Raw genomic sequence first — 22,096 nt, forward strand, 5'->3', positions numbered from 1 at the left:
GCAAAGGTCTCAGGCGGACAACACGGCTTTGCGGTTCATGGCGCGCTCCTAAGGACGATTCATTTTGAGGGGGAGATTAGGGTTGCGGCTGGCCGGTTTTGGCTGCGGGAGCCGGTTCGGGCAGCTTCTGTATCCATTGCCACTGTTGGTTGAACACTTCCTGCAGGGCTTGGCGTTTCTGCTCCGGGGTTTGCAGGCCGCCGGTGATGCGATCGTAATCGAGGGCGAAACTGGGGCGGTTGATGCTGCCGCCGATTTTAAACGGCAGCCACAGATTGCGGCCGGCGCTGGCCAGCAGGGCGTAGTTCAAAGTTTGTGCGCGAATGTCGAAGCTGCCTTGGCCGCTGAGGTTGAGGCTGCTGCTGCTCAGGCTGAGGGCGGGCGTGTGGCCGACGCCGTTTTTGAGGTCGGCTTCGATGCGGAAGCGGTTGAAGGGCGTGCGGCTGTCGGCGTTGTAGAAAAACAGGTTTTGCTCGGGCGCGCCTTCGGGGCGGTCGAGCAGCTTGCCCAGGTTGATGCCCTGCCAGGCGCCGTGTTCGAGGCTGAGCTCGGCGCGGCCGCCCAAGCCGGCCAGCCATTCTTGCGAGTTCAAGCCGGCGGAACTGAGGCTGAAGCGGGCTTCGCCGCGGCCGCTGAGGTGGTTGAAACGGAAGGCATCTTGCAGCAGGGGTTTGATTTGGATGTCGGAGAAGTGGATTTCTCCGGCCCATTCAGGAACGGGGCGGTTGTGCAAGACGGCATGGCCGAGTGCGCGCCCTTCGTACAGCGCCATCTCCACCGCCTCGGCCCGGATGTGTTCGGCATCGGCACTCAAGCGTGCTTGGAAGTCTTGGATGTGCAGGCCGGAGGTTTCCAACACGCCGATGTCGGCGGCCAGCTGCAGCCGGCGGCGGCCCATCAATTGGCGCCAAGATTGGAAGGTATCGGCAGAAAGGCTCACGGCGCGGGTGTTTTCAGGCAAATAGGGGGTGAGCGCCAATTTGTCCAGTTGCAGCCTACCGTCGAAGACCGGCAGGCCTTCTTGCTGGCGTGCGTGCAGTTGGAATTGGGCGGGTTGGTGGTCGAAACTGCCCTGTAGCTGCAGCTGCCAAACGTCGGCTGCCGGCCCTTCTATCTGTCCCTGCCAATGGCCGACGAAGGCGGGCAGGCTGCCGGGGCCTGCGGTGTGGCGGGTGTCGATGTGCAGATTGCCGATGCGGAAACGGCCTTCGGGGTAGCGGGTGAAGCTGCCGCTCAGATTGAGTGCGGTTTGGCTGTCGTGCTGGCTGAGGGCGGTTTCGGCTTGGAAACTGTCGATGTGGAGAATGTCGTTGTGGTAGGCGGCGCGGCGGATTTTGCCGCTGCCGTTGTGTTCCAGCGCTCCGTAGGCGGTGTGGAAGACGAAGCGGGTTTCGGGCAGCTCGGCGCCGGCGGCGGAAAGTTGCCAGCCTTGGGTTTGGGCATCCAAGTTGAAACCGGTGTCGGGAAGGTGAAAATTGAGGCTGCCGTTGCGGCTGGTCAGGCGGCCTGCTTCCGCCTCAATGTCGGCCGTTCCCTGCCAACGGAGGGTAAAGGGATGGCCGTTGGGCAGGAAAGAAGCGGCTTGGAACGCTACTTCTGCGCTTTGATCCACCAAGCGCCCGGACAGACTGAGGCGGGCTTCTTGCGGTGAAAACAGGCCGGCCTCCCAATGGAAGCTGCCGTCAGAGCGGTCGAAATGGCCTTCGGTTTGCAGCAGGCTGAAGCGTTGGTGTTGGGTTTGCAGGTGTAGCGTAGATTGGATCAGTTCGATGCGCTGCGGCAGGATAGTTTCGGTATCGTCGGCACTCAGCGGACGGTCGGCGATCTGCCAAGCACCTTGCTCGGTTTGGCGCAGATAAAGGTCGGCATCTTCGGCCCGTATGCGGCGGATGCTTGGATCGCCCCAAAGCGAGGACCAACTGAAGGCTACCTGAAGGGAGTCGGCACGGAAGGCGGTTTCGTTTGGCTGGTGCGGGCGACTGAGGCGCACGTCGTGCAGGGTAAAGAAAGGGTGGGGGAACCAGCCGCGTGTGATGTGCGTGCCGTTGAAGCTGAGTTCTTGGCCGGTGTCGGCAAAGGCTGCGGCGGCGGCTTCGCGAATGCGGGTTTCGCTGAAGAAGTAGTGCAGGCCGGAGTGCATACCGGCGATGAGGAGCAGCGGCAGCAACAGGCCCCAAGTCAGGCTTTTTAGCCAAAATTTACCGGATTGCAGCAGTCGGGTCATGGACGATGGCACATGGTGAAAACAGTAAACTAGGGTAACGGCCTTGAAGGTGTCTGGCAAGGCATTTGGTGTTTTTTGGCCGCTTTGGCTGGGCTGATCCGGCTTTCAGGTGGCCTGAGACCTGTGCAAAATCCCTGCGGAGCATTTGCGCCTTGTGCCTTGATACCCTCGGGATACTGCTCACTCGCTTGCGCATCTATTATGATGATATGTCTGTTTCACCGGGATTTCTGGTGTTCACGCTCATTGTGCCGTTACGCCTTAAACGGCATTCCTATCTGGGGGTTGTAAAGCCCGCCGCCTGCGCGGTTGTGCGGCGGCGAAATTCTGCTTGCCGAATTAAATGATAAAAATTATCATTTATATATTTAAGCATGGTGTATTTTATGGGCGATTTTTCTTCCGTGCAATTGGCGACGGCTTTCGGCATCACGCTGGCGGCGGGTTTGGCCACCGTGTTGGGCAGTATTTGGGTGTTTTTGTCGCGCGGGCCGAATCCGCGCCTTTTGGCTTTCGGTTTGGCGTTTGCCGGCGGCGCGATGGTGTATGTGTCGCTGACGGAGATTTTCGGCAAGTCGGTGGAGGCGTTTGCCGAGGCCTACGGGCAGCAGTCGGGCTTGGCCTATGCCACGCTTGCTTTCTTGGCCGGCTTGGCGGCGGTGGCGCTGATCGACAGGCTGATACCCAATCCGCACGCCAGCCTGGATGCCGGAGATCCGGCCTTTATGCAGCAGAGCCGCGGACATGTGGGCCGGGTGGGCATGATGGCGGCGCTGGCGATCACGGCACACAATTTTCCGGAAGGCTTGGCCACGTTTTTTGCCACGCTGGAAAACCCGGCCGTGGGCCTGCCGCTGGCTTTGGCGATTGCGGTGCACAATATTCCGGAGGGCATTTCGATTGCGGCGCCGGTGTATTTTGCCACCCGTAACCGTCTGCTCACGGTGTCGCTGTGTTTGCTGTCGGGCTTGGCCGAGCCATTGGGCGCGCTGCTGGGCTATGCGGTTTTGCAGCCGTATTTGTCGCCGGCGGTGTTCGGCAGCGTATTCGGCATGATTGCGGGGGTGATGGTGTTTCTGGCCTTGGACGAGTTGTTGCCGGCAGCCAAGCAATATGCGGACGGCCATGAAACGGTGTACGGCCTCACCACCGGCATGGCGGTGATTGCGGTGAGCTTGGTGTTGTTTCAGTTTTGAGCAACGGCTTTCAGGTAGCCTAAACGGCAGAAAATGGTGGCTCGGCAGGGGATGCGGTAAAATGCGTCCCTTTTTTGCGTCTCCCCGATAAGGCTACCTGAAAACATGACCGCGCCCCTGTATATCCCCTTGCGACAGCACACCGAATTTTCGATTACCGACGGCACTTTGCGCATCAAAGAGCTGGTGAAAAAAGCAGCGGCTTTCGGTTTGCCGGCTTTGGGCATCAGCGATTTGATGAACACTTTCGGCTTGGTCAAGTTTTACAAAGCCTGCCGCGGCGCCGGCATCAAGCCGGTGATGGGGGCGGATGTGTGGCTGGCGAACGCGGCGCAGCCGGAGCAGCCTTTCCGCGCCCTGCTGCTGGTGAAAAACGAAGCCGGCTACCGCCGTCTGTGCGAACTGCTGACCCGCGCCTATGTGGGCGAAGACCGCAACCGCAGCCATGCCGAGCTGGAGCCGGCCTGGCTGGCGGAGGGCGACAACAGCGGCCTGATTTGTTTGTCCGGCGCGCATTTGGGCGAAGTCGGCCGGCTGCTGCTCAACGGCCATGCGGCCGAAGCGAAGGCGGCGGCGCAGAAATACGCGGCCTGGTTTCCTGATGCGTTTTATCTGGAGCTGCAGCGGTTGCCGGAGCGGCCGGAATGGGAAGCGGCGGTGTCGGGCAGCGTGGCATTGGCGGCGGAATTGAATTTGCCGGTGGTGGCCACCCATCCGGCGCAGTTTCTCAACCCCGATGACTTCAAGGCCCACGATGCGCGGGTGTGCATTGCCGGCGGCTGGGTGCTGTCCGACAAAAAAAGGCCGCGCGATTTCGCGCCCGGCCAGTATTTCGCTTCGCCGGAAGAAGTCACCGCCCGTTTTGCCGATTTGCCCGAGGCGTTGCAGAACACGGTGGAGATTGCCAAACGCTGCAATCTCACGCTCACTTTGGGCAAAAACTTCCTGCCCCAGTTTCCCACGCCCGACGGCATGAGCTTGGACGATTATCTGATCCAGCTGGCCAACGAGGGCCTGCAGCAGCGCATGGCGCAGCTGTATCCTAACGAACAGGAGCGCGCCGACAGGCTACCTGAATACCAACAGCGCCTTGATTTCGAGCTGAAAACCATTATCCAGATGGGTTTTCCGGGCTATTTCCTCATCGTGCAGGACTTCATCAACTGGGCCAAACAAAACGGTTGCCCGGTGGGGCCCGGCCGCGGCTCGGGCGCCGGCTCGCTGGTGGCTTATGCCCTGAACATCACCGATTTGGATCCGCTCAAATACGCGCTGCTGTTCGAGCGCTTTCTCAATCCGGAGCGGGTGTCGATGCCCGACTTCGATATTGACTTCTGCCAGAGCAACCGCGGGCGGGTAATCGAGTATGTGCGCGACAAATACGGTTTTGCCGCGGTAAGCCAGATTGTGACTTTCGGCACGCTGTCGTCGAAAGCGGTGATCCGCGACGTCGGCCGGGTGCTGGAGCTGCCTTTCGGCCTGTGCGACAAACTCTCGAAGCTGATTCCTTTGGAGGCCAACAAACCGCTGAGTCTGGAAAAGGCGATGGCAGCTGAGCCGGAAATCGCCCAGCTGATTGAGGAAGAAGAAGCCGAAGAGCTGATGGAGCTGGCGAAAAAGCTGGAAGACCTCACGCGCGGGCTGGGCATGCACGCGGGTGGGGTGTTGATTGCGCCGGGAAAAATCGCCGATTTCTGCCCGGTGTATCAGGCCGACGAATCCGCCTCGCCGGTGTCGATGTACGACAAGGGCGACGTGGAAGACATCGGCTTGGTGAAGTTCGACTTCCTCGGCCTGCGCAACCTCACCATCATCGAGATGGCGCAGGAATTCATCCGCAGCACCACCGGCGAGGAGGTGGACGTCAACCGCATTTCGCTGGAAGACCAAACCGCTTACGAGGTATTCCGCAAAGCCAATACCACCGCCGTGTTTCAGTTTGAATCCACCGGCATGAAAAAAATGCTGAAAACGGCGCGCACCACCAAGTTTGAAGAGCTGATTGCCTTTGTGTCGCTCTACCGCCCCGGCCCGATGGACAATATCCCCGACTTTGTCGCCCGCATGAAGGGCGGGAAATTCGAATACCTGCACCCGCTGTTGGAGCCGGTGTTGGCACCCACTTACGGCATTATGGTGTATCAGGAACAGGTGATGCAGGCCGCGCAGGTGATCGGCGGTTATTCGCTCGGCGGCGCCGACCTGTTGCGCCGCGCGATGGGCAAGAAAAAGCCGGAAGAAATGGCCAAGCACCGCGAAATTTTTGCCGAGGGCGCGGCCAAGCAGGGCATCGACCGCGCAAAGGCCGACGAAATTTTCGACTACATGGAAAAGTTCGCCGGCTACGGCTTCAATAAATCGCATGCCGCCGCCTACGCGCTGATTTCCTACCAAACCGCCTGGCTGAAAGCGCATTATCCGGCCGAGTTTATGGCGGCCACCATGTCGAGCGAATTGGACAACACCGACCAGCTCAAGCATTTCTACGACGATGCCTGCGCCAACGGCATCCGCTTCCTGCCGCCGGATGTCAATGCTTCCGGCTACCGCTTTATCCCCAACAACCGCCGTGAAATCCGCTATGCGCTCGGCGCCATCAAAGGCACGGGCGAGGCGGCAGTGGAGGCGATTGTGGCGGCGCGCGACAGCGGCGGGCCGTTTGCCGGCCTGTTCGACTTCTGCGAGCGGGTGGGCAAGCAGCACATCAACCGCCGCACCATCGAAGCTTTGGTGCGCGCCGGCGCATTCGACCGTTTGGAGCCCAACCGCGCCAAGCTGCTGGCCAATATCGATCTGGCGATGACGCAGGCCGAGCAGAAAGCCGACAATGCCAACCAAGGCGGCCTGTTCGATTTCATCGAAGACGCGATTGCACCGGTGGAAATGGCGGAGGTACCGGCTTGGAGCGAGGCCACCCAGCTGATGGAAGAAAAGCAGGCCATGGGCTTTTATTTTTCCGGCCACCCCTTCGGGCCCTTTGCCGCCGAAGTCCGCCAGTTGGCGCCCACGCCCTTGGCCAAGCTCGAACCGAAAGACGGCGTGCGGGTGGCCGGTTTCGCCACTGCGGTGCGCAGCATGATGGGCAAGCGCGGCAAGATCACTTTTGTGACTTTGGAAGACGAAGGCGGCCGGGTGGAAGTGATGGTAACCGGCGAAACCTTGGAGCAAATCGGCCGCGACACCTTACGCGCCGACCAAGTGCTGATTGCCGAATGCCGGGTGAGTAAAGACGATTACGGCGGTGAGGACGGGCTGCGCATCGTGGCGAACCAAGTGCACACCCTGCAGGAAGCCCGCAGCCGTTACGCCCGCGTGTTGACCTTGAAACTGGAGCCGCAGCACGACATCCGCCGTTTGGCCGGCCTGTTGCGCGAACATCAGGGCGGCGAAGGCAAGCGCGTGCCGCTGCGTTTGCAATACTGTAACGCCACCGCCCGCGGCGAACTGATCCCGCAGGTGGAATGGCAGCCGGCGCTGACGCCCGAATTATTGGCGGCTCTCAGCGGCCTGTTGGGCGAACGGCAGGTGGGCGTGGGCTGGTAGCGGTTTTCAGGTAGCCCCAACATCGCAGTAAGCAATACAAACGGCGTGGTTTCCTTATATCAGGAGCCACGCCGTTTTATGAATGTGACTGAGGCTGGCCCTGCGGCTTTCAGGTCTCAGGCTACCTGAAAGCCGCAGGGCCAATCTTATAAACTGATTTTGGTTTCCACTTTGTTGAAATTCATCACAAACTGGCTTTTGAAGCTGCGCACATTGTTTTCGGATACCAACACGCGGCGGGTAAAGCGGTGGTAGTCGGCCATGTCGCGGGCGTGCACCAAAAGCATATAGTCGTGTTCGCCGGAGATTTCGTAGCAGCTTACCACATCGGCTTCTTTTTCCATGCTGCGCACAAAAGCGTCTTGGCGAGCAGCGCTTTGGCTGTCCATTTCCACTGCCACAAACACGCTCAGGCTGCGGCCGACCGCGGCAGGATTCACCAACACCACCTGTTTGGTGATCACGCCGTCGGCCTGCATGCGGCTGATACGGCGCTGGCAGGTGGCCACGGAAGAATTGAGCTGTTCGGCCAACACCTTCAGCGGCACGGTGGCATCGCTTTGCAGGGCGTTGAGAATCTGGCGGTCGAGTTTGTCTAATTCGTATTGGCTCATTTTCGGTAAATTTTTTCATCAGGTTTGAAAGATGGGGAAATTATTTCATAAATTGTCAGAATGAGAAAAATTTTCTCTGTTGTCCGCTTCTATAATGCCGCCTTTCCTAAGCAGCCGCTGCAGGCTACCTGAAAGCACACGGCTTCGGCATTGAAGATTGAGAAAACATGGATGTAATCAAACAAGGCGTTTGGGCGGCTTTATTGTCCAATATTCTGTTCGGCGTGCTGTATCTCTACAGCGGCTGGATGGCTCCGATGAACGGCACCGATGTGTTTGCCTGGCGTATGCTGGCCATGCTCGGCGCTTTGTGGCTGCTGCTGTTTGCCACCCGTTCGCAGGGCGACTTTTTCCGCTTTATCCGTCAAACCGGCTGCAATTGGCGCAAATGGCTGTTGATTGTGTTGCCCACGCCGATTATTGCCAGCCAGCTGTGGCTGTTTATGTGGGGGCCGGTAAACGGTTACGGTGTGGACGTGGCAATGGGCTATTTTCTGTTTCCGCTGATGATGGTGTTGTGCGGCTGGCTGTTTTTGCGCCAACAGGTGACGCCGGTGCAGTGGTTGGCGGTGGCCTTGGCCGGCGCGGGGGTGGCGCACGAATTGTGGCAGACCCATGCGTTTTCTTGGGCCACGCTGTGGGTGTGCCTTACCTATCCGGTGTATTATCTGCTGCGCCGCCAGCAGGGCGTGCCGGCTTTAACCGGCTTGTTGATTGATTTGAGCCTGATTGCGCCGTTTGCCTTGGTTTATCTGGTTCAGCAGGGCAGCTTGGGGCAGTTGGCCGCGCCGTCGAAATATTGGCTGTTGGTGCCGCTGCTGGGCCTGATCAGTGCCGCTTCCATGCAGTTGAACCTGCACGCCAGCCGGCTGCTGCCGGTGCCGCTGTTCGGCATGCTGAGCTATTTGGAGCCGGCGCTGTTGTTTGCCTTGTCGGTGACCTTGCTGAAAGTGCCGGTGGCCGAGCAGTCGCTGCTGACTTACGGTCTGATTTGGCTAGCCTTGTGCGTGAGCCTGTTTGACGGCTGGTTGAAAATGCGTCGGCCGCTGTGGCAGGCTACCTGAAGTCGGGCTATAATCGCTGCGTTTTTTAGTGCCTGTTCACAGTCTCGATGGCGGCGGTGTTTGGGGCGAAAATCTCCGCCTGCGGCTCGGGCAGGCTCGCAAGAAATTCCATCCTGCTGCGCCTTCTTTTTGGTATGCGTGGTTTTTGCCGCCTCAAACCGCTTTACAAGAAGACTGTGCACCGGCTCTTCAACAGATTGTTCCGGCAGGCTACCTGAAACTTTCAGGTAGCCTTTGCCGTTTTTCCAGAGTTTGTTATGCCGCTTTCCGCCGTTCACACGCCGCAACTGGCCGCCTTGCCGCCTTTGTCGCTGTATGTCCATATTCCTTGGTGCATCCAAAAATGCCCGTATTGCGACTTCAATTCGCACCAAATCCGGCAGGGCGTAGATGAGGCGGCTTATGTGCAGGCCTTGCTCACCGATTTGCAGCACGAGTTGCCCTATATCTGGGGCCGGGCGGTGGAGACGGTGTTTATCGGCGGCGGCACGCCCAGCGTGTTTTCCGCTGCGGCCATCGAGCACCTGCTCAACGGCATCCGTGCCTTGCTTAGGTTGCAGCCGGACGCGGAAATCACCATGGAGGCCAACCCCGGTACCTTTGAACGCGAGAAGTTCCGCGGTTTTGCAGACGCCGGCGTGACGCGGTTGTCCATCGGGGTGCAGAGTTTCGATTCCGCCAAGCTCGCCGCCCTCGGCCGCATCCACAACGGCGGCGAAGCGCTGGCGGCGGTTGAAGCGGCCTTAGGCATTTTTCCACAGGTCAACGCCGATTTGATGTATGCGCTGCCGGGGCAGAGCGTGGCCGAGGCGGTGCGTGATGTGGAAACGGCGGTGGCCACCGGCGTACGCCACATCAGCGCCTATCACCTGACCATGGAGCCGAATACCGCTTTCGGTCACCGGCCGCCGGCCGATCTGCCCGCCGACGATGCCGCCTTGGATATTGAAGAAGCCGTACACCGCACCTTGCTGCAGGCGGGTTTCGAACACTACGAAACCAGCGCCTTCGCCCGCGACGGCCAATACGGCCGTCACAATCTGAACTACTGGCAGTTCGGCGATTATGTGGGCATCGGTGCCGGTGCACACGGCAAAATCAGCAGCCATGCCGGCATCGAACGCACCACCCGCAGCCGCCACCCGAAAGACTATCTGGCCGCCATGCAGGGCCGCCCTGAAGCAGCGGTGGAGCGGTTTCAGGTAGCCGCAGGCGAGCTGCCATTTGAGTTCATGATGAACGCTTTGCGTCTGAAGCAAGGTGTGCCCGCCGCTCTGTTTGCCGAGCGCACCGGCCTGCCGTTGGCGGTGGTGGCGCACGCTTTGGGCACCGCCACCAGCCGCAGCCTGTTGGATGCCGACCCGACCGTATTGAGGCCGACGGCTTTGGGGCGGCGGTTTTTAAACGATTTGTTGGCCTTGTTTTTGTAGGCTGTGGCGGCACGGGTATGGAGGCTAATGAATCAAAATGAAAGATCAAGAAATTAGAATTGACAGTTTTGATGTGAAATATTCTTTTTGGGCAAGTGCGTTCACTATTTGTATGCTTTTTCCGATTGCATTATCCATATTGAAATGGATCAATATTGAAGACACGGTCAGTCAAACACGATTCATTATTTTATTGCTTTCTATAATATTCGGTTTTTTGATCATCGTTATGAAAAGTACGATGAAGAAAGTTTGTTTTCTAAAATCCGATGAAAATATTGTGATCAGAGATGGGAATAATATTGAAGTAAAGTTAGGCAAACAATTCAATTATAATTTATATCAATATAACTCTAGAAAAGTATTTATGATAAGAATTTCGGATAAGCATAAATCATATTTTTATTTGTCTCCCGATATGCACTTAAAAAATGATGTAGAAGCTTTTTTTCCTGAATCCAATAAACATCAAAATCACTTGGATTTTTATGCCCAAATTTTTCCGCCAGTGCTTTGCTTGGCCTATTTTATGATGTCTGTTGTTTTTATTATTTTAAAATAAATACAGTCGTTCCCTATATGCCAAAGAATAAGGATTTGTTTTTTTATCAGAATGAACGGCCATGATGAAAATATAGACGATAAAAACATAACGGAATGATTTTTATCGCAGACACAGCAGCATAACTCCCTAAAAGAACCAGCTACAGCATAGACAGACCTTAGCGTAGGTTTGAAGAATTGAAGGCCAAAATGCTCTCTTGTGGCATGAGTGTGGAGTCAAAGGGCTATTGAAAGGTTTCAGGTCATTTCTTTTCTTTGGGCTGAGTAGGCAAAGAAGAGGAAGCAAGCAAAATCCGAATTAAGCCGTTAATCAAGCAGGGGCTACCTGAAAGAGATGTTTTCAGGTAGCCCCTGCTTGATTGCGATGGCATGTGGCGGGTTTATTCGTCTCGGGTGACGATTTTGCCGCGCAGGGAGAAGGTGAAGGCTTCGGTGATTTCCAGGTCCACCATTTGGTTGATCAGGCGCGGGTGGCCGGTGAAGTTCACCACGCGGTTGTTGGCGGTGCGTGCTTGCAGTTGGTCGGGGTCTTTTTTGGAAATGCCTTCCACCAAGCAGCGTTGCACCGTGCCGAGCATGCTTTGGTTGATGCGGGCGGTTTCGGCTTCGATCACTTCGTTTAAGGCTTCCAGACGGCGCACTTTTTCTTCATGCGGGGTGTCGTCGGGCAGATTGGCGGCCGGCGTGCCGGGGCGGGGGCTGTAAATGAAGACGAAGCTCAAATCGAAGGCCACATCTTTCACCAGCTTCAGCGTTTGCTCGAATTCGCGTTCGGTTTCACCGGGGAAGCCGACGATAAAGTCGGAGCTTAAGCACAAATCGGGGCGGATGGCGCGCAGTTTGCGGATGATGGATTTGTATTCCAGCGCGGTATAGCCGCGTTTCATCGCGCTCAACACGCGGTCGGAACCGCTTTGCACCGGCAAATGCAGGTGCGATACCAGCTTGGGCAGGTCGCGGTAGCACTCGATAATGGCATCGGAAAACTCGCGCGGGTGGCTGGTGGTGAAACGCATGCGCTCGATGCCGGGGATTTCATGCACGATGCGCAGCAGGGTGGCGAAGTCGCAAATGCCGCCGTCGTCCATTGCGCCGCGGTAGGCATTCACGTTTTGCCCCAGCAGATTGATTTCTTTCACGCCTTGTTGGGCGAGATTGGCGATTTCGGTGAGCACGTCGTTTAAGGGGCGCGAAAACTCTTCGCCGCGGGTGTAGGGTACCACGCAGAAGCTGCAATATTTCGAACAGCCTTCCATAATCGAGACGAATGCGGAACCGCCTTCCACGCGGGCGGGGGGCAGGTGGTCGAATTTTTCGATTTCGGGGAAAGAAATATCCACTTGCGAGAGGCCGGTGGTTTCCTTGTCCACAATCATCTGCGGCAGGCGGTGCAGGGTTTGCGGGCCGAACACCACGTCCACATAAGGTGCGCGTTTCACAATCGCTTCGCCTTCTTGAGACGCCACGCAGCCGCCCACGCCGATGATGAGGTTGGGGTTTTTGGCTTTTAGCGGTTTGATGCGGCCTAAGTCGGAAAACACTTTTTCCTGCGCTTTTTCGCGCACGGAGCAGGTGTTGAACAGAATGATGTCGGCTTCTTCGGCTTCGCTCACTTGCACGAGGTCGTCGCCTTCGGCCAGCACCGACAGCATTTTTTCGCTGTCGTATTCGTTCATTTGGCAGCCGAAGGTGCGGATAAATACTTTTTTCATGGTGTGGTTTTCTTTCAGGTAACCCGTAATTGCGGGGCTGAGGTGGACAAAAAATGGCGGATTATACGCAGTATTGTTTTGCCTGAACAGGCGCTTAGACGGTCGGGAAGGCGGGTAAAGCTTGCGGGCGCCATGCAGCGGCTGCTTGGCTTGCGGACGGGCGCATAAGATAGGGCCGCAAGCCGCCGTTGGCGGGGAATCAGACTGCCCAAAAGGTTTTCAAGCGAAAACATTGTTTTGCTTTTGCGGCCGGCCTCCGAGAGGGAAAGCCGTACCGATTCGGGCGTGAAATCGCCCGCTTTTTGGTCTATACTGCGCCGTGCAGTGAAAGATTATGTCTTGTATCAGATTGGCGTGGCCGCCGCACGACGGCTGCGCATTTGTGTTTAACCGAAACCTTTGATGAGGAAGCTCTGATGAATTTACATGAGTATCAGGCAAAAGAACTGCTGGCCAGCTACGGCCTGCCGGTTCAGGGCGGTATTTTGGCGGCCAACGGCGACGAGGCGGCGGCGGCTTACGATAAATTGGGCGGCAAATTCGCCGTGATCAAAGCCCAGGTGCATGCCGGCGGCCGCGGCAAAGCCGGCGGCGTGAAAGTGGTGAAAAGCCGCGAAGAGGCCAAAGAAGTGGCCGACAGCCTGATCGGCACCCACTTGGTGACCTACCAAACCGACGCCAACGGCCAGCCGGTGAACAGCGTTTTGGTATGCGAAGACATGTATCCGGTGCAAACCGAGCTCTATTTGGGCGCGGTGGTGGACCGCTCTACCCGCCGCGTGACCTTTATGGCTTCCACCGAAGGCGGCGTGGAAATCGAGAAAGTGGCCGAAGAAACCCCGGAAAAAATCTTTAAAGTCACCGTGGACCCGCTGGTGGGCCTGCAACCTTGCCAAGCGCGCGAAGTGGCGTTCCAACTCGGCCTGAAAGACAAACAAATTAACGCCTTTGTGAAGCTGATGACCGGCGCTTACCAAGCCTTTATCGAAAACGACTTCGCCCTGTTTGAAGTCAACCCGCTGGCGGTGCGCGAAAACGGCGAGCTGGCCTGCGTGGACGGCAAAATCGGCATCGACAGCAATGCGCTGTACCGCCTGCCGAAAATCGCCGCCCTGCGCGACAAATCGCAAGAAAACGAGCGCGAGCTGAAAGCCTCTGAATTCGACCTCAACTATGTGGCCCTGGAAGGCAATATCGGCTGTATGGTGAACGGCGCCGGCTTGGCCATGGCCACCATGGACATCATCAAACTGAAAGGCGGCCAACCGGCCAACTTCCTCGATGTGGGCGGCGGCGCCACCAAAGAGCGCGTGGTGGAAGCCTTCAAACTGATTTTGGAAGACAAATCGGTACAAGGCGTGCTGATCAACATCTTCGGCGGCATCGTGCGTTGCGACATGATTGCCGAGGCCATTGTGGCGGCGGTGAAAGAAGTGAACGTCACCGTGCCGGTGGTGGTGCGCCTGGAAGGCAACAATGCCGAGTTGGGCGCCCAAATTCTGAACGAATCCGGTTTGAAACTGACTTCTGCCGACGGCTTGAATGACGCCGCCGAAAAAATCGTGGCAGCCGTAAAAGCCTAAGGAGAACACAATGAGCGTATTGATTAATAAAGACACCAAAGTACTGGTACAGGGCTTTACCGGCAAAAACGGTACCTTCCACTCCGAGCAGGCGATTGCCTACGGCACCAAAGTGGTGGGCGGCGTGACCCCGGGCAAAGGCGGCCAAACCCATCTCAACCTGCCGGTGTTCAACACCATGAAAGAAGCGGTGAAAGAAACCGGCGCCGATGCTTCGGTGATTTACGTGCCGGCGCCGTTTGTGCTCGATTCCATCGTGGAAGCGGTGGATGCCGGCGTGCAGCTGGTGGTGGTGATTACCGAGGGCGTGCCCACGCTGGACATGCTCAAAGCCAAACGCTACCTGGAAACCAACGGCAACGGCACCCGCCTGGTGGGCCCGAACTGCCCCGGCGTGATTACCCCCGGCGAATGCAAAATCGGCATCATGCCCGGCCACATCCACCAACCCGGCCGTATCGGCATCATCTCCCGCTCCGGCACCCTGACTTACGAAGCCGTGGCGCAAACCACCAAGCTGGGCTTGGGCCAATCGACCTGTATCGGCATCGGCGGCGACCCGATTCCGGGCATGAACCAAATCGACGCCCTTAAGCTGTTCCAAGACGACCCGGACACCGACGCCATCATCATGATCGGTGAAATCGGCGGCACCGCCGAAGAAGAAGCGGCCGAGTTCATCCAAAGCAATGTGAGCAAACCGGTGGTGGGCTACATTGCCGGCGTAACCGCGCCCAAGGGCAAACGCATGGGCCACGCCGGCGCCATCATTTCCGGCGGCAAAGGCACGGCCGAAGAGAAATTCCGCGCTTTTGAAAAAGCCGGTATGGCCTACACCCGCAGCCCGGCCGAATTGGGCAGCACCATGCTGGAAGTGTTGAAAGCCAAAGGCATGCTGTAAAGCGGAAAGGTGAACGGCAAAGGCTACCTGAAAGGTTTCAGGTAGCCTTTATTTTTGCTGGCGGGTTTAGCGGGCGGTTTCGGCCGCTTGGGTATCGGGCGAGGAGAAGCCGCCGCCGAAGGCGGTATGCAGGCTGATCCAGGCCAGGCGCTGCTGCAAACGGCTTTGTTCGAGCTGGCTGCGCGTGTTGAGCACTTCATCCTGTGCGCTGAGCCAGGCCAGTTTGGTGTCCAGGCCGCCGCGGAAACGGTCGCGTGCGGCGGCGGCACTGCGTTCAGCCAGGCGGACGGTATCTTGCTGCAGCCGACCGGCGGTTTGGGCGGCTTGGTAATGGCTGAGTGCATCGGCCGCTTCGCGCAGGGCTTGGTAAACGGTTTTGTTGTAGCGGGCTACCTGTTCGTCGAATTCCGCCTGTTTTTGGGCCAGATTGGCCCGCAGGGCGCCGGAAGTGAAAATGGGCAGGCTGATGCTGGGCAGCAGGCCGGCAATCAGCGAGCGGGAGGAGGGCAGTTCGCCGATTTTGATGGTGGACCAGCCGGCCAGCGCGCTGATTTTGATGTCGGGGTAAAAACGGGCGCGGGCGGCATCCACCAAATGACCGCGCGCCAAAATGGCTGCGCGTTGCGCGGCGATGTCCGGCCGTTTGCCCAATAAATCGGCGCTGAGGGTGTGGGCCGGAGGCGGCGGCAGCGGGCGGGGCGATTCGGCGGTCAGCGCGGCCAGCGCAGTCGGGCTTTGGCCGCTGAGGGCGGCGAGGGCATGGCGGATTTGGGCTGCTTTGTGATCCAGATCGTGGATGGCTACCTGAAACTGCCGTTGTGCGGACTGCAGCGGGTAAAGCTGGCTGGCGGGCAGATAGCCGGCACGGATGCGGTCGCGCAACAGCGGCTCTTGTTCGTTTTTCACGGCCAGCCGTTGTTGCAGCAGCGCTTGCTGCGTTTGCAGGGCCTGCAGTTGCAGGTATTGCGCGGTCACGGCTTGGGCCAGCAGCAGGCGGGCATGGGCGGTTTCGTAAGCGGTGGCCCGCTCTTTGCCTAGGGCGGCTGCCGATTCGCTGCGGTGCTGCCCCCACAAATCGAGCGACCATTGGCCTTTCAGCTGCAGGCTGCCGCGCGAGATGGTTTCGCCGAACAGTTGGGAGACGATGGAGGCGCGCTGGGAGAGCGAGTCGTGGTAGATGGCGTTGCCGTCGGCGGCCAAAGCCGCTTGCGGCCCGAGTTGCGAATCGGCCAGTTCAATCGCGGCTTGTGCCTGCCGCAAACGGGCGGCGGCCACGTCTAAATCGGGCGACTGCTGCAGCGTGGTTTCCAGCAGGCGGTTGAGGGTGGGGTCGTTCAGGCCGCGCCACCAGTCGGCGGGAATCGGTGCCAGCGGCTGCCGGCTGAGACCGAGCGATTCGGCGGCGACAGGTTGGCGCAGCGCGGGTTGTTCGCCGGTGGCGGCACAGCCGGCCAGCAGCAGAAGGGCGGCGGCAAGGGGAAGGAGGCGGGGTGGCGGCATCATGGGCATCCGGTGTGGTAAGCAGGCTACCTGAAAGCAGGAACAGCAGGCTTTCAGGTAGCCCGACAGGCGGGGAAAATAGGGGCGGATCAGCGGGTGTCCACTTCGGCTTCTACCGACATACCGGGCAGCAGGCGTTCGACATCCGGCTGGCCGGCATCCAGCTCGATTTTGACGGCAATGCGTTGGGCGACTTTGACGAAGTTGCCGTTGCCGCTGTCGGCGCGGATGATGCTGAATTCGGCGGCGGTGGCGGGCGCCAGGTGGCTGACTTTGCCCTTGAAGGTGCGCCCGCCGAGGGCATCGACGCGGATGACGGCGGCTTGGCCGACGCGGATGTGTTCGGTATCGGCTTCTTTAAAGTTGGCCACCACCCAGCGCTGCGGCGGCACCAGGAACATCAGTTGGTTGCCGGCCGACACCAGCTGGCCGGGCTTCACGCCCAATTCGCCGAGTTTGCCGTCGGTAGGGGCGCGTACCACGGTGTGGGATAACTCTTGCTCGGCCAATTCCAACAGCGCGCGGGCGTTGTCCACACCGGCTTTCAGGCCGGATTGGCCGTTGTTCACACTGAGGCTGTCCTGTTGCGCCACGGTGTATTGGGCGCGGGCCTGAGCCAGGGCGGCTTCGGCCTGCTGCAGGTTGCGGGCGGCCGCATCGTATTCGCGTTCGGCGATGCCTTCGCTGCCGCGTACGCGGTTAAGGCGCTGCACATCGGCCTGAGCCAGGCGCAGCTGGTTTTCCGCATTGGCCAAGGCGGCCTGCCTGGCCTGAATCTGCGCTTGGGCCGAACGGCGGGTTTGGCCGACATTCGACAGGCTGGCTTCCTGCGCCGCCAGCCCGGCTTTGGCCTGTGCCACTTTGGCCTGATAGGGGGCGTCGTCGATGCGCACCAGCGGCTGGCCCTGCTTCACTTCGGCAAAATCGCTGACCAGCACTTCGCTCACATAGCCGTTGACCCGCGGGCTGATGACGGTGGTTTGGCCGCGCACATAAGCGTTTTCGGTAGAAACGGTGCTGCTGGTAAAAGGCGGCAGTTTCCAGGCATACAGGGCGCCGGCCACGCCGGCCAAAATGGCGGCGCTGAAGGCGAGCGTGCCGAACAAGCCGTGTTTTTTCGGCTGCCACTGCTCGGGAGGCAGTTCGGTTTCCTTTTCGGCGGCGGGGGGAGTGGGTTCGGGTTTCATCGGCTATCCAATCGGTATCCATGAATCGGGTTTGGGGGCGGGCGCTGTTTACAGGCTACCTGAAAGCTATTTTTGCGGCAGCAGCATGCTTTCCAAACGCTGGATTTCGTCTGCCAGCAGGTTGATGCCGCGCCGGCGGCGGTCAAGCCACAGCAGGCCGGTGCACACAAACGCGGCGGCGGCCAAAAGGCCGATTAAGGCGAACAAGTCGTTGTAGGCCATCACCATGGCCTGCGTAGCCGCTTGCTGCAACAAGGTGCCGACGGCCTGCTGTTGCAGCACGGCGGCATCGTTGCTAAGCGGCGCCAAGCTGAGGGCGAGGCCGTGCAGATGCAGGGCGACGTTGGGGTCGGTCAACGTGAGGTGGGGTGTGATGTCGGCCAGATGCGTGCGGGTGCGGACGGTGAGAAAGGCTGTGCACAGCGCCGCACCGGCCAAGCCGCCCAAGGTTTGCGACAGGCCGAAGACGGCGGAAAAACTCATGATGTAGTTCGGCCCGCGGGCCAAGGCGCGGATCATGCCTTCCAGCATCATCGGGCCGAGAAAATACATGGCCGAAAACGCAATCAGCGCCTGGCTGAAATACAGCTGTTCGGGTCGCGTGTCCACGCCGGAATGCATGTCGAGCCAAGCGCCGACGGCAATGCCCAGCAGCGCCACCACCACCGGGCGGCGGATGTCGTTCACGTCCAGCCGCACCAAGCTGAGTACCAAGCCGAAAACGGTAGCGGCCAACACCACGCCGTAAAACGCCACCATTTGGCGGCTGCCCACGCCCAAACCCGCCATCAGGCCGGCTGCGCCCACGGTTTGCTCTGAGGTCAGCAGGCGCACCACGGCGCCGGTGAGGCCGAAAGCCAGAATCTGCGGCGCCCCGATCCAGCGCAAGTCCAACATGGGTTTGCTGCGCCGCCATTCGATCAACAGCGCCGTGCCGGTGAGCGCGATGCCGCCGGCCAGCAGATAGCCCAGCCAGGAAGTGGTCCACCAGACAATGCGGCCCTGCACCAAAAACGCGCACAACAAAGCGATGCCGGAGGCAAACAGGGCAAAGCTGAACCAATCCAGCCAACTCATTACCCGGACGGTGGGGGCGGGCGGCAGCGGCAGACGGATGACCAGGCCGATGCAGAGCAGGGTGAGGGCCAGCTGCAGCGCGAACACCGCCGGCATGCCGCCGGCGGCAAACAGAAACGGCACCCACACTTGCGCCAGCGGCGTGCCGAACTGCATCACGCCCAAAGCCAGCGCCAAGCCGGCCAGCTTGGCTTGGCCGGTAAAGGCCTGCATCAGATAAAACACCGCCAATACCAACAGTCCGCTGGCCGCAATCCCCGAGGCCGAGCGCGCGAGCAGTTCGACCAAATAGCTTTCAAACACCACCTGCAACAGATTGCCGGCCAAAAGCAGCAGCAGGGTAAGCCGCACAAAACGCTGCAGGCCATAATGCTGGCGCACCCTAAACAGCAGAATACTCATGCAGGCATAAGTCATGTAATAGGCTACCTGAATCCAGCCGCCTTCCTGCGGCGACAAGCCGAGCAGCCCGCGCAACTGCGGCAGGGCGGCCATCAGCAAACCGTTTTGCAGGCCGGCCGTGGCGGCCAGCAAAAGGCCGATCAAGAGATAAGCCAAACGCCGCCGCGCCGGATGGTCGGGCGAGGCGGGCGAGCCGGCCATGATGGGCTGCTCGTGCGGTTTGAATAGATAACCGTCGGCTTGGAAATTCATGGGAGCGCTTTCTCGGTGGCGGCAGGATCAGTCGATTTTGACGTAAGCCACCGACAAGATTTCGATGTCTTCCCGTCCATCCGGGCCGTGGAACACCACTTCGTCGCCTTCGCGCGCTTTGAGCAGGGTGCGCGCCAGCGGCGAAATCCAGGAAATTTTGTTGCGGGCGGTGTCGATTTCGTCCACGCCGACAATGCGCACGGTTTGTTCCTGGCCGTCGCCGCGCAGAATCTCCACCGTGGCGCCGAAGAAAATCTGGTCGGTCGGTTCGCGGTTTTCGGGGTCAACCACTTGCGCGGCTTCCAAGCGTTTGGTGAGAAAACGGATGCGGCGGTCGATTTCGCGCATCCGCCGTTTGCCGTAAAGATAATCGCCGTTTTCGCTGCGGTCGCCGTTGCCGGCGGCCCAGTTGACGATTTGCACGATTTCGGGACGCTCTTTGTTCACCAGCTGATACAGCTCGTCTTTCAGGGCCTGCCAACCGACAGGCGTGAGGTAGTTGGGGGTGTGTTCCATACAGTTAGGCTAAAAACGGGGTAATCAGCGCACGATTGTAACGCCTACCGTTGGTCCAGACAAAGGCTTCAGGCTACCTGAAAGCGGCCGGCAGCATGGGGCTGTGGATTGGGCCAAGACAGGCGGAAGTCGACAGGGAATGCCGTATTTGGGCTGAAATTTCATATATTATCGATTGAAAAAAATCTGCGTTGGCCGGGCAGGCAAATCCATTGAAAAATTATTGAAAAAAATCGTTTGATTTTGATGATTCCGCCAGGCAGTACGTTTGGCGTTGACAGCCATCGGTAAAGTCGCTTTAATTTGTGTTGTAGAGTGAAAAAACCATTCTAAAAATAATATAAACAAACACACATTACTTCAGATATCGACCATCCAGCCTGTGCCGGCAGTTTTGCCGGCATTGAAGTAAACATCTGCACAAGGAGAAACCGCATTATGGCTTTGCCCACCCCGATTGCACGCTACGGCGACAAATCTGCCAATGCCCCCCTGAAACTCAGCTACGACAAAGGCCCGACTGATACGCCGCTGATCGAACAGACCATCGGCGAATTGTTTGACGAACTGGTGCAAACCTATCCCGACCGCGAAGCCTTGGTCAGCGTTCATCAAAACAAGCGGTTTACCTTCAAACAATTGCAGGCGGAAGCCAACCGTTTGGCCAGCGCCTTCATCAAAAGCGGCCTGCAAAAAGGCGACCGCATCGGCATTTGGTCGCACAACAATTACCAGTGGGTGGTGATGCTGCTGGCCTGCGCCAAAACCGGCGTGATTCTGGTCAACATCAACCCCGCCTACCGCCTGTTCGAGCTGGAATACGCGCTGAACAAAGTGGGCTGTAAAGCCATTGTGGCCATGCGCCGCTTCAAAACCAGCGATTATGTGGGCATGCTGCAGGAATTGGTGCCGGAAACCGCCAGCCAGCCTTCAGGTAGCCTGAAGCCGGAAAAAGCGCCGATGCTGGAGCGCATTGTGTGGTTTGACGAAGCGGGCGACAGCGAAACCTTCGCCGGCATCGACAAATTCTCCGACTGGATGGCCACCGGCGATGCCGACGATCCGGCCGTGGCCGAACGCATGGCCACGCTCGACCGCCACGACCCCATCAATATCCAATTCACCAGCGGCACCACCGGCGCACCCAAAGGGGCCACGCTGACCCACCGCAATATTCTGAACAACGGTTTCTTCATCGGCGAGGCCATGTACCTCACCCACGAAGACCGCCTGTGCATTCCCGTGCCGATGTACCACTGCTTCGGCATGGTGTTGGGCGTACTCGCCATCATGACCCACGGCGGCTGCATCGTGTACCCGAACGATGGTTTCGACCCGCTGACCGTGTTGGAAACGGTGGAGCAAGAAAAGTGTACCGGCCTGCACGGCGTGCCCACCATGTTTATCGCCGAATTCAACCATCCGCGTTTCAAAGAATTTGACTTGAGCAGCCTGCGCACCGGCATCATGGCCGGTTCCAGCTGCCCGATTGAAGTAATGAAGCGTGTGAATCAGGAAATGCACCTGGACGAAATCACCATTGCCTACGGCATGACCGAAACCAGCCCGGTATCCTGCCAAAGTTCGCCGGCCACCCCCATCGACAAGCGCGTGTCCACCGTGGGCTTGGTGCAGCCGCATCTGGAAGTGAAAATCGTCGATGTGATCACCGGCGAGATCGTGCCCTGCGGCGAATCCGGCGAACTGTGCACCAAAGGCTACTCCGTAATGCAAGGCTATTGGGGCAGCGAGGCGCAAACCCGTGACGCCATCCGCGACGGCTGGATGCACACCGGCGATTTGGCCACCATGGATGAAGACGGCTACGTGAAAATCGTCGGCCGCATCAAAGACATGGTGATCCGCGGCGGCGAAAACATCTACCCCACCGAAATCGAAGGCTTCCTCTACCGCCATGAATCCATTCAAGACGTACAAATCGTCGGCGTGCCCGATGCCCACTTCGGCGAAGTGCTGGCCGCTTGGATCATCGTGAAGGAAGGCCATACGCTCGACGAAGAAGGCGTGCGCGAATTCTGCAAAGGCAATATTGCCCACTACAAAGTGCCGCAATACATCCGTTTCGTGAAAGAGTTTCCGATGACGGTTTCCGGCAAAATCCAAAAATTCAAGATTGTTCAAGCGATGAAAGAGGAACTGGGGCTGGAGTAGGCTTCAGGTAGCCTGCCGTTTCCGAGCGAAGCGGCAGGCCGTCTTTTTCTGCCGTCTCTGCCGGCTGAAGGCTACCTGAAACCTCTGATTTCCGATAAGATGTAAACGAGTCCGGCCGCTCCGGTTGATACCATCATAAAAAGAGAGAAACACAGCAAT

15 protein-coding genes are annotated in these 22,096 nt (G+C 58.7%); 8 read left to right on the forward strand and 7 right to left on the reverse strand.

Going from position 1 to position 22,096, the window contains the following annotated elements; translation table 11 throughout:
• Positions 1-76 precede the first annotated feature (76 nt).
• The gene (locus tag HMPREF9371_RS00795; RefSeq protein ID WP_009117881.1) at positions 77-2,224 is read right to left on the reverse strand and encodes an AsmA family protein; all 2,148 of its coding nucleotides are present in this window, start codon (positions 2,222-2,224) and stop codon (positions 77-79) included.
• Between the two features lie 386 nt (positions 2,225-2,610).
• On the opposite strand from HMPREF9371_RS00795, the gene zupT reads away from it, so the two are divergent.
• Both zupT and dnaE read left to right on the forward strand, forming a co-directional pair.
• Positions 2,611-3,420, forward strand: a complete 810-nt coding sequence (gene zupT, locus HMPREF9371_RS00800) for a zinc transporter ZupT (RefSeq protein ID WP_040660576.1) — start codon at positions 2,611-2,613, stop codon at positions 3,418-3,420.
• A gap of 105 nt (positions 3,421-3,525) precedes the next feature.
• Positions 3,526-6,963, forward strand: coding sequence for a DNA polymerase III subunit alpha (gene dnaE / locus HMPREF9371_RS00805; protein WP_009117883.1), 3,438 nt, complete (start codon positions 3,526-3,528; stop codon positions 6,961-6,963).
• Positions 6,964-7,109: 146 nt separating this feature from the next.
• Here the strand turns inward: dnaE and HMPREF9371_RS00810 are convergent, their stop codons facing one another.
• Positions 7,110-7,577 carry an Lrp/AsnC family transcriptional regulator gene (locus HMPREF9371_RS00810; RefSeq protein ID WP_009117884.1) on the reverse strand — a complete coding sequence of 156 codons (468 nt, stop codon included), beginning with the start codon at positions 7,575-7,577 and terminating at the stop codon, positions 7,110-7,112.
• Positions 7,578-7,744: 167 nt separating this feature from the next.
• On the opposite strand from HMPREF9371_RS00810, the gene rarD reads away from it, so the two are divergent.
• The 3 genes from rarD (at position 7,745) to HMPREF9371_RS00825 (ending at position 10,633) form a co-directional block, all read left to right on the forward strand.
• Positions 7,745-8,641, forward strand: a complete 897-nt coding sequence (gene rarD / locus HMPREF9371_RS00815; RefSeq protein ID WP_009117885.1) for an EamA family transporter RarD — start codon at positions 7,745-7,747, stop codon at positions 8,639-8,641.
• A 257-nt stretch (positions 8,642-8,898) separates the two neighbouring features.
• Positions 8,899-10,071 carry a radical SAM family heme chaperone HemW gene (gene hemW / locus HMPREF9371_RS00820; RefSeq protein WP_009117887.1) on the forward strand — a complete coding sequence of 391 codons (1,173 nt, stop codon included), beginning with the start codon at positions 8,899-8,901 and terminating at the stop codon, positions 10,069-10,071.
• 37 nt (positions 10,072-10,108) lie between these two features.
• Positions 10,109-10,633 (forward strand): hypothetical protein, encoded by a 525-nt coding sequence (locus HMPREF9371_RS00825; RefSeq protein WP_009117888.1) that lies wholly within the window; start codon positions 10,109-10,111, stop codon positions 10,631-10,633.
• Between the two features lie 382 nt (positions 10,634-11,015).
• On the opposite strand, the gene miaB is transcribed toward HMPREF9371_RS00825, so the two are convergent.
• A complete protein-coding gene (gene miaB, locus HMPREF9371_RS00830; protein ID WP_009117890.1) occupies positions 11,016-12,347 on the reverse strand; it encodes a tRNA (N6-isopentenyl adenosine(37)-C2)-methylthiotransferase MiaB in 1,332 nt (443 codons plus the stop codon).
• Positions 12,348-12,763: 416 nt separating this feature from the next.
• Here miaB and sucC point away from each other — a divergent pair, with 416 nt between their 5' ends.
• On the forward strand, positions 12,764-13,930 hold the full coding sequence (sucC, locus tag HMPREF9371_RS00835; protein WP_009117892.1) for an ADP-forming succinate--CoA ligase subunit beta: 1,167 nt from the start codon (positions 12,764-12,766) through the stop codon (positions 13,928-13,930).
• Between the two features lie 10 nt (positions 13,931-13,940).
• Positions 13,941-14,831: a succinate--CoA ligase subunit alpha gene (gene sucD / locus HMPREF9371_RS00840; protein WP_009117893.1), complete on the forward strand. Its 891-nt coding sequence runs from the start codon at positions 13,941-13,943 to the stop codon at positions 14,829-14,831.
• Positions 14,832-14,897: 66 nt separating this feature from the next.
• On the opposite strand, the gene HMPREF9371_RS00845 is transcribed toward sucD, so the two are convergent.
• The 4 genes from HMPREF9371_RS00845 to greB all read right to left on the reverse strand — a co-directional run bounded on the left by HMPREF9371_RS00845 (position 14,898) and on the right by greB (position 19,765).
• Entirely contained in the window at positions 14,898-16,334 is a 1,437-nt protein-coding gene (locus tag HMPREF9371_RS00845) for an efflux transporter outer membrane subunit (RefSeq protein ID WP_232203058.1), read from the reverse strand.
• Between the two features lie 86 nt (positions 16,335-16,420).
• Positions 16,421-17,518, reverse strand: coding sequence for an HlyD family secretion protein (locus HMPREF9371_RS12355; protein WP_009117895.1), 1,098 nt, complete (start codon positions 17,516-17,518; stop codon positions 16,421-16,423).
• A gap of 66 nt (positions 17,519-17,584) precedes the next feature.
• Complete coding sequence (locus HMPREF9371_RS12360) at positions 17,585-19,249, reverse strand: MFS transporter (protein WP_009117896.1); 1,665 nt, start codon at positions 19,247-19,249, stop codon at positions 17,585-17,587.
• Between the two features lie 27 nt (positions 19,250-19,276).
• A complete protein-coding gene (gene greB / locus HMPREF9371_RS00860) occupies positions 19,277-19,765 on the reverse strand; it encodes a transcription elongation factor GreB (RefSeq protein WP_009117897.1) in 489 nt (162 codons plus the stop codon).
• 438 nt (positions 19,766-20,203) lie between these two features.
• Between greB and HMPREF9371_RS00865 the strand changes: the two genes are divergently transcribed.
• Entirely contained in the window at positions 20,204-21,937 is a 1,734-nt protein-coding gene (locus HMPREF9371_RS00865) for an AMP-binding protein (protein ID WP_009117899.1), read from the forward strand.
• Positions 21,938-22,096: the final 159 nt, after the last annotated feature.

Origin of the sequence: Neisseria shayeganii 871 (assembly GCF_000226875.1) — a bacterium.
In the GTDB taxonomy this organism is placed as follows: Bacteria; Pseudomonadota; Gammaproteobacteria; order Burkholderiales; family Neisseriaceae; genus Eikenella; species Eikenella shayeganii.

What these genes read in the sequence shown, in the direction of transcription:
- HMPREF9371_RS00795 (WP_009117881.1), bottom strand. Translation starts at nt 2,224, where the DNA reads ATGACCCGACTGCTGCAATCCGGTAAATTTTGGCTAAAAAGCCTGACT.
- zupT (WP_040660576.1), top strand. Translation starts at nt 2,611, where the DNA reads ATGGGCGATTTTTCTTCCGTGCAATTGGCGACGGCTTTCGGCATCACG.
- dnaE (WP_009117883.1), top strand. Translation starts at nt 3,526, where the DNA reads ATGACCGCGCCCCTGTATATCCCCTTGCGACAGCACACCGAATTTTCG.
- HMPREF9371_RS00810 (WP_009117884.1), bottom strand. Translation starts at nt 7,577, where the DNA reads ATGAGCCAATACGAATTAGACAAACTCGACCGCCAGATTCTCAACGCC.
- rarD (WP_009117885.1), top strand. Translation starts at nt 7,745, where the DNA reads ATGGATGTAATCAAACAAGGCGTTTGGGCGGCTTTATTGTCCAATATT.
- hemW (WP_009117887.1), top strand. Translation starts at nt 8,899, where the DNA reads ATGCCGCTTTCCGCCGTTCACACGCCGCAACTGGCCGCCTTGCCGCCT.
- HMPREF9371_RS00825 (WP_009117888.1), top strand. Translation starts at nt 10,109, where the DNA reads ATGAAAGATCAAGAAATTAGAATTGACAGTTTTGATGTGAAATATTCT.
- miaB (WP_009117890.1), bottom strand. Translation starts at nt 12,347, where the DNA reads ATGAAAAAAGTATTTATCCGCACCTTCGGCTGCCAAATGAACGAATAC.
- sucC (WP_009117892.1), top strand. Translation starts at nt 12,764, where the DNA reads ATGAATTTACATGAGTATCAGGCAAAAGAACTGCTGGCCAGCTACGGC.
- sucD (WP_009117893.1), top strand. Translation starts at nt 13,941, where the DNA reads ATGAGCGTATTGATTAATAAAGACACCAAAGTACTGGTACAGGGCTTT.
- HMPREF9371_RS00845 (WP_232203058.1), bottom strand. Translation starts at nt 16,334, where the DNA reads ATGATGCCGCCACCCCGCCTCCTTCCCCTTGCCGCCGCCCTTCTGCTG.
- HMPREF9371_RS12355 (WP_009117895.1), bottom strand. Translation starts at nt 17,518, where the DNA reads ATGAAACCCGAACCCACTCCCCCCGCCGCCGAAAAGGAAACCGAACTG.
- HMPREF9371_RS12360 (WP_009117896.1), bottom strand. Translation starts at nt 19,249, where the DNA reads ATGAATTTCCAAGCCGACGGTTATCTATTCAAACCGCACGAGCAGCCC.
- greB (WP_009117897.1), bottom strand. Translation starts at nt 19,765, where the DNA reads ATGGAACACACCCCCAACTACCTCACGCCTGTCGGTTGGCAGGCCCTG.
- HMPREF9371_RS00865 (WP_009117899.1), top strand. Translation starts at nt 20,204, where the DNA reads ATGGCTTTGCCCACCCCGATTGCACGCTACGGCGACAAATCTGCCAAT.